Here is an 11,891-nt window from a genome sequence, read left to right as displayed (position 1 = left end):
ACGGATACCGAGTGTCATGCTGAACTTCATCGCCCGCAGGATCGCCTCCGGAGCCGTGCTCCTGGTCGTGATCTCCTTCCTCACCTATCTGCTGCTGTCCGTCCCGCACATCGACGTGGGCCGGCAACTGCTCGGCGAGACCGCCTCCCAGAGCGCCATCGACGCCAAGAACGCGTCGCTGGGCCTGGACGACCCGGTGCTCCAGCAGTACGGGAGCTGGCTGTCCCACGCCGTCCGAGGCGACCTGGGCACCTCCTGGTTCACGAGTGAGGACGTGGGCCGGGCCGTCGGCAACCGCCTCCCGGTCACGGCCAGCCTGATGCTCGGCGTCACCGCCGTCACCACGGCCCTCGCCTTCCTGCTGGGGGTGTGGGCCGGGGTGCGGCGCGGCGCCGCCGACCGTTTCGTGCAGGTGCTGGGCGTGGTGGGGTACGCCCTGCCGGGATTCCTGCTCACCCTGGTCCTGGTGCTGGTCTTCGCGGTACGGCTCCGCTGGTTCCCGGCCATCGGCTACACCGGGTTCACCGACTCGCCCGGCGGCTGGCTGTCCACCATCACCCTGCCGGTGCTCTCGCTGTCGGTGGCCTCCGTCGCGGGTGTCTCGCAGCAGGTGCGGGGTGCCGTCATCGACGTCCTGCGGCAGGACTACGTACGCACCCTGCGGGCCCGCGGACTGCCCGCCTCCCGCATCGTGTTCAAGCACGTCCTGCGCAACGCCTCGGCGCCCGCGCTCTCCGTGCTCGGCATGCAGTTCGTCGGCCTGCTCGGCGGCGCCGTCCTGGTGGAGCAGATCTTCGGGCTCCCCGGCATCGGCTCGATGACCGTCACCTACACCACCCGCGGCGACATCCCGGTGATCATGGCGCTCGTCATGCTCACCGTCGTCGGCGTCGTCCTGATCAACCTCCTGGTCGACATCCTGATCGGCTGGCTCAACCCCAAGGCGAGGGTCGCATGAGTACCGGCCGCACCCTGCGCAGGGTCCTGCGCAACCCCCTGGGCGGGCTCTCCGCCGCCCTGCTCCTGCTCATCGTCGCGGCCGTCCTGCTGGCACCCGTGATCGCCTCGCAGGACCCGGACGCCTCGTCGCTGAGCGAGGCGTTCGCGGGGCCGGGCGGCGGACACCCCCTCGGCATGGACTCGGCGGGGCGCGACATCCTCGCCCGGGTCCTGTACGGCGGGCGCAACACGCTGGGCGGGGCGCTGCTCGCCCTCGCCATCGCGCTGGCGCTCGGCGTGCCGTCCGGGCTCTTCGCCGGGTACCGGGGCGGCTGGTTCGACTCCGCCGCCAACTGGACCGTCAACCTCGTCATGGCCCTGCCCGCCATGGTCGTGCTGCTCGCCTCGCGCGCCATCCTCGGCCCGGACGTCCACGTCCTGATGATCGTGCTCGGCGTCCTGGTGGCACCCAGCTTCTTCCGCCTGGTGCGCGGCATCGTCGCCAACGTCCGGGGCGAGTTGTACGTGGACGCCGCGAAGGTCTCCGGCCTCTCCGACACGCGCATCGTGGCCCGGCACGTCCTGACCGTCGTACGCGGCCCCATCATCATCCAGATCGCACTGGTCGCGGGCATCGCGATCGCCCTCCAGGCCGGCCTGGAGTTCCTCGGCGTCGGCAGCGGATCGTCCGCCACCTGGGGCGCCATGCTCAACGAGGCGTTCCAGAACATCCAGCGCGCGCCCCGGCTCATCCTCTGGCCCGGCCTCGCCCTCGGCCTCACCAACTGCGCGCTCGTCCTGCTCGCCGGAGCCGTACGCGACGCCCTGGAGGAGCAGACGCCCCGGCCGGCCCGCCGCCGGCGCACCGGGCCCGCCGCCCCCGCCGAGCCCGCGGGTTCCGCCGCCCCGCGCGCCGCGCTGCTCTCCGTGCGCGGCCTCACCGTCGCCTACGCCCGGCCCGACGGCACCGACAAGGAGGTCGTGCACGGCGTCGACCTCGATGTGCGCCCCGGTGAAATCGTGGGCCTGGTCGGCGAGTCCGGCTCCGGGAAGACCCAGACCGCCTTCTCGGTCCTGGGCCTGCTGCCCGAGGGCGGACGCGTCACGCGCGGCAGCATCACGGTCAACGGCCGGGAGACGGCGGGCCTGCGGGAACGCGACCACCGCGTGCTGCGCGGCCGCACCCTCGCGTACGTACCGCAGGAGCCCATGAGCAATCTCGACCCCGCCTTCACCATCGGCAGCCAGCTCATGGAGCCCGTACGCCACCACCTCGGACTCGGCCGCAAGGAAGCCGCCGACCGGGCCCGCGAGTTGCTGCGCCTGGTCGAGATCCCCGACCCGGACCGCACCCTGCGCCTCTACCCGCACGAGATCTCCGGCGGCATGGCCCAGCGCGTCCTGATCGCCGGCGCGATGTCCTGCGACCCGGACCTCCTCATCGCCGACGAGCCCACCACCGCGCTCGACGTGCGCGTCCAGGCCGAAGTGCTCGGCCTGCTGCGCCGGCTGCGGGACGAACGCGGCCTCGGCGTCCTCCTGGTGACCCACAACCTCGGTGTCGTCGCCGACCTCTGCGACCGGGTGGCCGTGATGAACGCCGGGCGCATCGTGGAGACCGGCACCACCGAACAGATCCTCGGAGCGCCCCGGGAGCCGTACACCCGCACCCTGCTCGCCGCCGTCCTGGACGACGCACCGGCCCGCGCCCCCTGGCAGCCCCGAGAAGCAAGGACCGTCACCGCATGAAGACCCCCGACGCCGCCGCGCCCGACGCGGACGCCCTCCTCACCGTGCGGGACCTGCGGGTCTCCTTCCCCGGCAAGGGGCGGCGCGCCCCGGAGACCGAGGTCCTCAAGGGCGTCGGCCTGTTCGTGCGGCCCGGGGAGACCCTGGGCCTGGTCGGCGAGTCCGGCTCCGGCAAGTCCACCATCGGGCGCGCGGTCCTCGGGCTCGTGCCGGTGCGCTCGGGCTCGGTCACCTTCGACGGCGAGCGCATCGAGCACGCCGACGCCCGCCGCCGCCGGGCCCTCAGCCGCGACCTCCAGGTCATCTTCCAGGACCCGTACACCTCCCTGAACCCGTCCCGCACCATCGGGGACACCCTCGCCGAGCCGCTGATCGGGCAGGGCACGCGTGTCCGGGAGGCCCGGGGGAGGGTCGCCGGGCTGCTGGACCGCGTCCATCTGCCGTCCGACGCGGCGGGGCGGCTGCCCCGGGAGTTCTCCGGGGGCCAGCGGCAGCGGGTCGCGATCGCCCGGGCGCTGGCCCTGCGCCCCCGGCTGGTCATCTGCGACGAGCCGGTGTCGGCGCTGGACCTGACGACCCAGCGCACGGTGCTCGACCTCCTCCTGGAGATCCAGGAGGAGACGGGGGTCGCGTACCTCTTCGTCTCCCACGACCTGGCCGTCGTCCGCTTCATGAGCCACCGCGTGTCGGTGATCCACCGGGGCGAGATCGTGGAGACGGGCGACGCCGCGACGGTCACCTCCGAGCCGCGACACGCCTACACGCGCACGCTGCTGCTGGCCTCGCCGGTGGCGGACGTGGCCGAGCAGCGCAGGCGGCGCGCGGCGGCCGGGGCCGCGGCGGGGTTGGGCTGACCTGGGCCGCGGGCATCGGGACGGGGCGTCTCAGGGCGCCCCGTTCGCATGTCCGGAGGGCTCTTCGGGTCGGATCGGTATCGGCTACTCAGGGTACTTGTCGCACTTTTCCGAGTGTTACGCGGCATTTATCCCGCCCGGCATGGCATCTCTTAGGTCGATCGATTGATCAGTACGACAATCATCCCGGCTCGAAGGAGTTCAGCATGCGTATTTCCGCTACTGTCCGTGCCCGCAGCGCCCGCGCGGGCACCGTCGCGGCCGCCGTGGTCGCCGCCGCCGCCGCCACGCTGGGCGGGGCCTCGGCCGCCTTCGCCGCCCCCGGCGACAGCGGCGACATCGACATCCGCCCCGGCGGCTGGGCGGCGCGCGGCGGCGACGGCAACGAGGTCTGCAAGTTCGTCCTCCAGGCCAGCAACTTCGGCGACATGCCGGCCGTGCCGTGGACCATCACCGCGCAGCCCCCGACCGTTCCCCCGGGGGACACCCTCGCCAGCACCCTTCCGCTGGTGAACGGCTCGGCGCGCAGCCAGGAGTACCTGCTCCCCGAGGGCACGTACCAGCTGGTGTGGATCGTTCCGTCCGGCCCGAAGAACAAGGCGTTCAAGGTCGACTGCACCAAGCCGGCCGGCAACAACGGACCGGGCCACAACGGCGAGCGCGACTCCGCCGCTTCGGGCTCCGAGACGGACTACGAGCAGCCGTCGGGCGGCGTGCCCGCCGGTGGCGGCGGCGTCCCGGACATGGAGAGCGTCAGCTCCGAGAGCGACTCGAACGTCGCGACCACCGCCGCACTGGCGGCCGGGGCCGCCGGAGCCGCCGGGCTGATCATGGTCCGCCGAGCCGCACGCCGCCGTGCCCGTAACGAGGCATAACCCGCGCAGAAGACGCCGACGGGGCCCGAGCCGGGCGTGTCGTCTCACGATGACGTTGTGCGTGACCTCTTCGCTGGTGACCGGCATCGTCTGGGCGAGTTCCGACTCGTCCGACGATCCGGTCGCCGCCGCCCACGGCAACGACGCCGCGGGCGGCGGCGACCGGCCGGTCTCGCACGCACCCCTGTCCCCGTCGCGGCCGGTGAAGGTCGCGGTGCCCGCGATCTTCATCGAGGCGCCGGTGACCGGCCTCGGACTCGACAAGAAGGGGCACCTCGGGGCCCCGCCCATGAGCAGACCCAGGGAGGTGGGCTGGTACCGCGACGGGCCCTCGCCCGGCGAGAAGGGCACCGCGCTGATCGTCGGCCACCGCGACACGGAGACCGGGCCGGCGATCTTCCTCAACCTCAACGCCCTGCACAAGGGCGACAAGGTCACCGTCACCCGGGCCGACAAGCAGACCGCGGTCTTCACGATCGACACGGTCGAGACGTACACGAAGGACAAGTTCCCCGACGACAAGGTGTACGGCAGCACCGGCCGCCCGGAGCTCCGCCTGATGACCTGCGGCGGGCGCTTCGACAAGAAGGACGGCTACTCGGCCAACGTCGTCGTCTTCGCCCACCTCACGTCACTCAAGAAGCAGAAGGCCTGACGCGCCCTCACCTCCCCGCCGGCTCCCGCACGGCGCACGCGTGCGGGGCCGGGGACGGGCTCGCGGTGAGCCGCCGCACCTACGGGACGCGCAGCGACTCGTACGGCCCGGGGGCTCCGCGGGCGGAGCGGGTCAGTCCGGACCGGCGCCGCCCACCTCCTCCCGGCGGACCGCCACCGCCGCCCGGTGGCCGGGCGGGACGGCGATGTCGGCCAGGAGCCAGCCGGCCGGGGCGGCCGGAGCCGGTCCGGCCCCCACGTACTCCGTCGCGGGGTCCGCGCCCAGGCCGATGCCGAGGCCCTTCAGATACGCCTCCTTCCTGGTCCACACCCGGGCGAAGGCGGCCGGCCGCGTCGGGGACGCCAGCGCGGCGAGTTCCGCCGCCTCCAGGGGATGGACGACATCGGCCGCCTCCAGGAGGGTGCGCGCGTCCGGAACGGGCTCGACGTCCACGCCGACCGGGGTGGCGGCGACGGCGATGAGGCTCAGGCCCTCGCAGTGCGAGAGCGAGAAGTGCAGGGGCCCGTCCCGGAGCACGGGCCGCCCGTGCGGTCCGCCGCAGCCCGGGCAGGGCGCCCGGGCCACCGACACCGTGCGCGGGGCGACGCCCAGATGGTTGCCGAGGACCCGGCGCAGACCGACGTGGGCACACAGATAGGTGGCCCGGTCGGTGGGGCGCCGGAACTCGTCGGCCCGGGCCAGTTCGGCGGGACCCAGCACGAGCGGGGCGTACCGGGTCGCGGTCTCCTCATGGGCGGCGGTGGCCACCAGCCAGAGCTGCGGGCGGCCCGGCCCCGGACCGGCTGGCGGAGGCAGCGCGGCGGGCAGCGGCGGCAGTGCGGTGGGCAGGAGGACGGACTCATGGACGGGTGACGGGCGGGGGTCCAGCAGGGACATGGCTGCCTCACACGGCTGTGGCGGTGGGCTCGGGGACGGCGGAGGCCTCCGGCACGGCGGGGGCCTTCCGCGTCAGGGGCGCGCGCAGGGCGAGCGTGGCGGCGATCGGCGAGAACAGTGCGACGCACGCGCACAGCAGCCAGGTGCCGGTCACCCCCAGGGGCGCGGAGAGCGAACTGAAGACGGCCAGCGACAGGGGCGCGGCCCCGATGCTGGACAGCGAGAACGTGGACATCGCGGCGCCCACCTTCCCCTCCGGAACGGCCTGTTGGTACGCGGTGACCAGCGCGGGTCCGTTGAGCCCCGAGAACAGGCCGACCGCGCACGCCGTGACCGCGAGGACGGCGGGTGAGGGCACCAGGGCCATCGCGCCCATACCCACGGCGAGCCCGGTGCCGGTGACGACCAGCTTGACCGGGACCGGGATGCGGTGGGCGAGAGCGGCACCGGCCGCCGCCGACGCCAGGGCACCCGCGCTGAACGCGGTCAGGGCCGCCGCGACCGAGCCGATGCCCCAGCCCTCGCCGGACGCGCGCAGCGGAAGGGCCACCTCGGCCGGCCAGAGGAACGCGAAGTCCATGCAGAAGCAGGCGACGAACATCCAGCGCAGTCTGGGGTGGGCGCCCAGCAGCAGGAGCCCGTCACCGGAGCGCCGGAACAACGACGGACGCGGCCCGGTGCCGCGCTCCGGCCGGGTCATGCCCCGGGTCACGTGGAACGCGCAGACCAGCCAGACAGCGCACCCGGCCGCCGAGACCAGCATGACCCCGGACAGGCTGCCCGCCACCACCAGCCAGGCGCCCAGCGGTGACCCGGCGATCGGGGCCAGCCGCATCACCATGGAGAACAGCGAGTTGGCGCGCCCCAGGTGCTCCTGAGGGGCCAGCCGGGTCAGCAGGACGCCCGACGCCGGGCCGGTCAGGCCCAGCAGCGAGCCCTCGACCACGGCGACGGCGATCAGCGGCCAGACGCTGTCGGCGCCCGCGGTGACCAGGGCGCCGATCGCCAGGACGGCCAGCCGCGTGGCGGTGGCCCGGAGGAGGACCGCACGCGGGCCGAGGGAGTCGGCGAGAGCGCCCCCGAACAGCAGCATCAGGGCGCGCGGGAGCGTGGAGGCGAGGATGACGAGCGTGACCGCGGACCGGCCGCCGAGCTGGACGGCCGTCCAGTTCATGGCGATGATCAGCGCGAAGCTGCCGCACTGCACGGCCGCCTGGCCGGTGACGAAGCTGCCGATGCGCCGCCAGTCCGGAGCGGGGCCCGCATCGGACGGCGGGGCGGTGGGGTTCGTTGTCATGGGTTCGGCTTCCTGAGGTCGGCTTTCGGGGGGTGGTTCCGGTCCGGCGTTCCGGGTCGGCGCTCAGCGGCGGAGTTCCGCGGCGGCTTCGGACGGAGGGGAGCGCGGCTCGGCACGTGCGTGGGTCAGCGGCGCGTGACGCGGACGCCGACGCCCGTGTCGTCGCCGCGCAGCGTCGCCGCGACCGCCAGCGCGGCGGCCCGGCCGGCGGCGCGCCGCACGGCCCGCCGGTCAGCCGCGGCACGGGCGCGCCCGGGGGCGCGCAGTTCCAGGAGGCCGCCGAGATAGCTCCGGCCCGCCTCGGCCAGGGCACGCTGGGCGGCCAGCCGGGCCGCGTCGGCCACGGGGTCCCGGGCGTCGGCGTCGCGCCCGGCGGGCCCGACGGTGACACCGGGGGCCTCCCGCAACACGAACCGGGCCCGGACGGTGCGGGGCCGGCCGGCGACGCGGCGGGGCCGGCCGGCCGGGGCGGGCCGGACCACGGCGGTCCACCCCGCCCCGGACCCCGCCCGCCCGTTCACGGCCTCGCTCCGGCGGCTGCCGGGTCGGCGGGCAGCGGCGCCCCGGCGTCGGCGGGTCCGCCGTCCGGCCACCACAGGTCCTCAGGGCCCAGCGCGCCGACGTCGTACTTGCCCAACGCGCTGATCAGCAGCCGGAGTTCGAGTGCGATGCTCTCGGCGAGGCGCACCAGGCCCTGTTCCGGGTCCTCGTCCACGGCGACGAGCGCCGCGCGGCCGAGGCCGACGGCCGTGGCACCCAGGGCGAGGGCGCGCAGGGCGCGCCCGCCCTCCCACATCCCGCCGCTCGCCAGCAGACAGCCCCCGGGCCGCCCGATCCGGCGCAGGCACTCCGCGAGCGGCAGCCCGACCTGGTCGAGGAAGACCCGGGGCGCCCAGCCGGTGCCGCCCTCCGCACCGTCCACGGTGACGGCGTCGGCCCCGGCCGCCCAGGCGGTGCGCGCGGCGTGCGCGATGTCGCGGCCCGGGTGGAACTTCACCCACGTACGGGCCTTGGGGAAGTTGTTCCGCATGAAGCGCAGTTGCTGGCGCAGGATCTCGTCGGTGAACGTGCCCGGCGTGGCGCAGCGCAGCCGGTGCTCGGCGCCCGCGCCGAACGCCTCGGTGACCGTGAACCGCTCCGCCAGCCGCTCCGCCTCCGCGCGCCCGACGACGGTCATGCCGCCGAGGCCGGGTTTGGCGCCCTGGCCGGTCTTCAGCTCGAACGCCAGGCGCCCCGATTCGAGCAGCGGCCGGGTGGCGGGATCGCTGTAGAGGAGGTTCCAGACCTCCGAGTCGGCGTCCTCGGTGGACTGCTGGACGACGATCCCGCCGACTCCCTCGGGCGCCGCGTCGAGGTACGCGTCGATGCGCGCGAGGAGCGCGGAGCGGGTGGCGTCCCCGCCACGCCGGTATCCGTGCACGGGGACCATGTTCTCGCCGATGACCATGGGGATGCCGAGGCGGCCGGCCTGCCGGGACGCCTGTACGGCCGGATCGCCGCTGCCCGCCCGGGTGGACCCGAAAGCCGACAGGTACAGCGGCAACGAGGCGGTGAACCCGCCGGTCCGGCAGGCCAGTCCGACGTCACCCGACTCCGGCTCGCGGGCCAGGGCGATCAGCTTCTCCAGCCGCTCCGGCATGAAGACGGGCGGAACGATCCTGGACCGGTCGAGCGCGTCCGTACCGGCCGTACGCCCGGGACCGAAGAGCTCGGCACCGTACGAGCCGGGGTCGGGGAACACGCCGGCGGTGCCGCGCCGGGCGCGGGCGCGGATCTCGCGCTCGGGGAGGCCGGGGGCGGCGAGGGCGCTCACGGGGCCACCACCCCGGGGAGCTTCGGGTACGCGCTGACCTGCCACAGCGAGTCGAGACCGGTGAGGAAGCGGACGAGGCGCTGCAGACCCATCCCGAAACCGGCGCTGGCCGGGATGCCCTCCCGGGCCTCCTTCAGATACCAGGCGTACTTGGCGGGGTTCTCGCCGCTCTCCCGCATCCGCGTGACGATGGTGGCGTAGTCCGCCTCGCGTTCGCTCCCCGAGACCAGCTCCCCGAATCCGTGCGGGGCGATCAGGTCGAAGTTCCGCAGCACACCGGGGCGTTCGGGGTCCTCGCGGTCGTAGAAGCCGCGCGAGCCCTTCGGGTAGTCGTTGATGAAGAACGGCCGGTCGCTCTCCAGCGAGAGGAGCCGTTCGCCGGTCCAGTCGATCTCGCTGTCCGGGTTCTGCGGGTGCCCGGAGGAGAGGAGCCGGGAGACGGCCTCCCGGTGGGTGCACACGTCGTACTTGCCGCTGCGCACGTCCGCGAAGTCGGCCTCCCGTCGCCCCAGTTCGGTGAGGACGTCGGGGACGGCGGTCCACACGTGCTCGGCGACATGGGTGAGGAGCCCGGCGGCGACCTCCTGCGCGTCCTCCCGGCTCGCGCCGGCGATCTCCACGTCGATCTGGTGGAACTCGACCAGATGGCGGCCCGTGGTCGCGGTCTCCTCCGGCTCCACGCGCACGTTGGGCGCGATGTAGAACAGCTTCGGGAAACCGTGCAGCGACGCCTGCTTGTACAGGATGGCGCTGGTCATCAGCTTGTACGGGCGCCCGTAGTAGTCGACGTCCAGGGCCTTGGCGCCCCGGCCGCCCGGGTCGGTGACGGGTCCGACGAGCGGGGGCAGCAGCTCCGTGAAGCCCGACCGCCGCAGGAAACCGCGTGCCGCGTGCAGGGCCTCCTGCTGGACGAGCATGGCGGCGCGCAGCCGCGGGGAGCGCAGGTGCTCACCGAGCGGCGGCGGCAGGGCGGGGCCTGCGGGCTGCGAGGCGTGGTCCATGACGGGCTCCTGTTCGTGGCGGTGGTGAGGGGTGTCGGTGCGTGGCCGCAGGCCGGCCACGGGGCCGGCCGGCGGCCGGTCGTAGCGGTCGGCCACGTGGTTGAGGGCGCCGAGGAGGCCCTCGGCGGTGAGTGGTGCCAGGTCGGCCGGGGCGTCGGGGCGGATCGGCATCGCGCCGGTGTCCGACCAGCGCAGCCGCCCGTCCGAGCCGATCACGCTGCGGGAGCGGCCCGCGTTGTCGGGGTGGAGGCAGAACGGCACGTCGAGCAGACCGCGTGCGAAGGCGGCGGGCAGGGCGCGGGCCAGGTCGGGGTGGAGCCCCAGCACGGCTTCCACCAGGGCCCGGGCTTCCGCGTAGACCTCCGAGTCGTCCCGGCCTTCCGGCAGCGGCGGACCGGCGAGGGCGGCGGCCGCCGCGGCGGTCTCCAGGGCGCGGACGTTCTCGGCGACGGTCGGGATGCGGCGGGACTCGGCGGTCGTCTTGACGAGGAGCCGGTCCGCCCCGGCCCGCACCGCCAGCCGTGCCGACGCTTCGAGCAGCCGGGTCGCCCCGCGCTCGGTGCGCGGGTAGACGCCCATGTAGGTGTAGAGGACGACGTGGTGGTCGACGCCGGCCGGCAGCAGCTCACCGGCCAGCCGGCGCAGGGCCCGCACCGCCTCCTCGTCCTGGCCCGGGTCCGTCTGCTGGGCGTAGCTCGACGAGACGCTGCGCACCCCGTGCTGGGCGAAGAACAGGCATTCCAGCACGCTCGTCGCGACCAGCAGTCCGGGCGGGCAGAGCTGGCCGAGCAGACAGCCGCCGAAGCTTTCGAGGTGCGGCACGGAACCGGGGCGGGCGTGTTCGGCGAGGAGCGCGCACCCCTCGGCCCAGGCGGCGACGGACTCGCGCAGCGGGGTGCGGCCGTACGGCAGGCAGTAGGAGACGGGCCCGCCCTCGGTCGCGTCGAGGCCGGCGGCGAGCAGGGCCCGGACGATCGCCTGCGGGCGCGCGGAGCCGTGGCGGACCTGGACCGGGAAGCCGTCGTCGTGGACCCCCTCCAGCAGGGCGCGGGTGACGGCGGGCGGGTGGGTCGCGATCGGGTAGCCGTTGAGCCCGGCCCCGTCGGCGAGCGCGGCCCGGGCGCCCGCGAGGTCACCGACGCGGGTGTAGCTGTCGATGGTGAGCGTGCCGGCGGTCGTGGCCGTGGCGGCCTTCGTCCCCCGCAAACCCGTACGCATGGCGCGCGGGTCGCCGAAGCCCATGCGGGGCTGCACCACCAGCCGTCCGGCGGCGGCCGAGGCCGCGACGAACGCCCCGAACGGGCGCGGCGCGGCGGCGGTCATGCCCCCACCCGGGCGGGGGCCGCGAGGAACGCGCACAGGGCGTCCAGGTCGCCGGCCCCGTCCCCGAGGACGGCGTCGCAGCCCGCCGCCCGCAGCCGGGCCGCCTCGGCCTCCCGGGAGTGGCCGGCCGTGCCCAGCTTGCCGCCGACGGCCACCGGCAGGGCGGCCAGCTCCGGTTCGGCCCGCAGCGCGCGCACGGCGGCGCGTGCGTCCCGGTAGCCGTGGCCGTTGACGCTGCTGAGCACGACCGCGTCGGGGGCATGCCGGCGACAGGCGGCCGTGAGCAGACGGGGACTCGCGCAGGGGCCCAGCGCGACGACGTCGTGCCCCCGCTCCTCCAGGAACAGCCCGAGATACACGAGGTTCCAGGTATGCGAGTCCGAAGCGGTTCCGCTCAGGAGTATCTTCATGGCTTCGACGTTATTCGCCCGAAGGTATTCCGGGCGGAAGTCGGGGCGGAAGTCGAGCGGCAGTAACAGGCGGCAGTT

Annotated in this window: 11 protein-coding genes; 5 read left to right on the top strand and 6 right to left on the bottom strand. The window is 74.6% G+C overall.

From position 1 onward, the window contains the following. Positions 1-16: 16 nt before the first annotated feature. The 5 genes from ACFUJY_RS03760 to ACFUJY_RS03740 all read left to right on the top strand — a co-directional run bounded on the left by ACFUJY_RS03760 (position 17) and on the right by ACFUJY_RS03740 (position 5,072). Complete coding sequence (locus ACFUJY_RS03760) at positions 17-958, top strand: ABC transporter permease (protein WP_383293983.1); 942 nt, start codon at positions 17-19, stop codon at positions 956-958. Next, positions 955-2,688 (top strand): dipeptide/oligopeptide/nickel ABC transporter permease/ATP-binding protein, encoded by a 1,734-nt coding sequence (locus tag ACFUJY_RS03755; protein ID WP_383293980.1) that lies wholly within the window; start codon positions 955-957, stop codon positions 2,686-2,688. Before ACFUJY_RS03760 ends, ACFUJY_RS03755 begins: the two co-directional genes overlap by 4 nt. After that, entirely contained in the window at positions 2,685-3,542 is an 858-nt protein-coding gene (locus ACFUJY_RS03750; protein WP_383293977.1) for an ABC transporter ATP-binding protein, read from the top strand. Before ACFUJY_RS03755 ends, ACFUJY_RS03750 begins: the two co-directional genes overlap by 4 nt. A gap of 206 nt (positions 3,543-3,748) precedes the next feature. Then, the gene (locus ACFUJY_RS03745; RefSeq protein ID WP_383293974.1) at positions 3,749-4,417 is read left to right on the top strand and encodes a hypothetical protein; all 669 of its coding nucleotides are present in this window, start codon (positions 3,749-3,751) and stop codon (positions 4,415-4,417) included. 49 nt (positions 4,418-4,466) lie between these two features. Further along, positions 4,467-5,072, top strand: a complete 606-nt coding sequence (locus ACFUJY_RS03740; RefSeq protein ID WP_383293971.1) for a class F sortase — start codon at positions 4,467-4,469, stop codon at positions 5,070-5,072. 132 nt (positions 5,073-5,204) lie between these two features. On the opposite strand, the gene ACFUJY_RS03735 is transcribed toward ACFUJY_RS03740, so the two are convergent. The 6 genes from ACFUJY_RS03735 to ACFUJY_RS03710 form a co-directional block, all read right to left on the bottom strand. Beyond that, complete coding sequence (locus ACFUJY_RS03735; RefSeq protein ID WP_383293967.1) at positions 5,205-5,969, bottom strand: 4'-phosphopantetheinyl transferase family protein; 765 nt, start codon at positions 5,967-5,969, stop codon at positions 5,205-5,207. A gap of 7 nt (positions 5,970-5,976) precedes the next feature. Then, the gene (locus ACFUJY_RS03730) at positions 5,977-7,266 is read right to left on the bottom strand and encodes an MFS transporter (protein WP_383293964.1); all 1,290 of its coding nucleotides are present in this window, start codon (positions 7,264-7,266) and stop codon (positions 5,977-5,979) included. Between the two features lie 125 nt (positions 7,267-7,391). Beyond that, a complete protein-coding gene (locus ACFUJY_RS03725) occupies positions 7,392-7,787 on the bottom strand; it encodes a hypothetical protein (RefSeq protein ID WP_383293961.1) in 396 nt (131 codons plus the stop codon). Continuing rightward, on the bottom strand, positions 7,784-9,079 hold the full coding sequence (locus ACFUJY_RS03720) for a glutamate synthase-related protein (RefSeq protein WP_383293959.1): 1,296 nt from the start codon (positions 9,077-9,079) through the stop codon (positions 7,784-7,786). The genes ACFUJY_RS03725 and ACFUJY_RS03720 overlap by 4 nt, the downstream gene beginning before the upstream one ends. Next, positions 9,076-11,403: an amino acid--tRNA ligase-related protein gene (locus tag ACFUJY_RS03715; RefSeq protein WP_383293956.1), complete on the bottom strand. Its 2,328-nt coding sequence runs from the start codon at positions 11,401-11,403 to the stop codon at positions 9,076-9,078. The genes ACFUJY_RS03720 and ACFUJY_RS03715 overlap by 4 nt, the downstream gene beginning before the upstream one ends. Further along, complete coding sequence (locus tag ACFUJY_RS03710) at positions 11,400-11,813, bottom strand: cobalamin-dependent protein (protein WP_383293953.1); 414 nt, start codon at positions 11,811-11,813, stop codon at positions 11,400-11,402. Before ACFUJY_RS03710 ends, ACFUJY_RS03715 begins: the two co-directional genes overlap by 4 nt. Positions 11,814-11,891 lie beyond the last annotated feature (78 nt).

The organism is Streptomyces sp. NPDC057249, from assembly GCF_042669245.1.
GTDB lineage: Bacteria > Actinomycetota > Actinomycetes > Streptomycetales > Streptomycetaceae > Streptomyces.
Note: the sequence above shows the minus strand (reverse complement) of the source record. Positions and strands in the feature narration are given on the sequence as shown.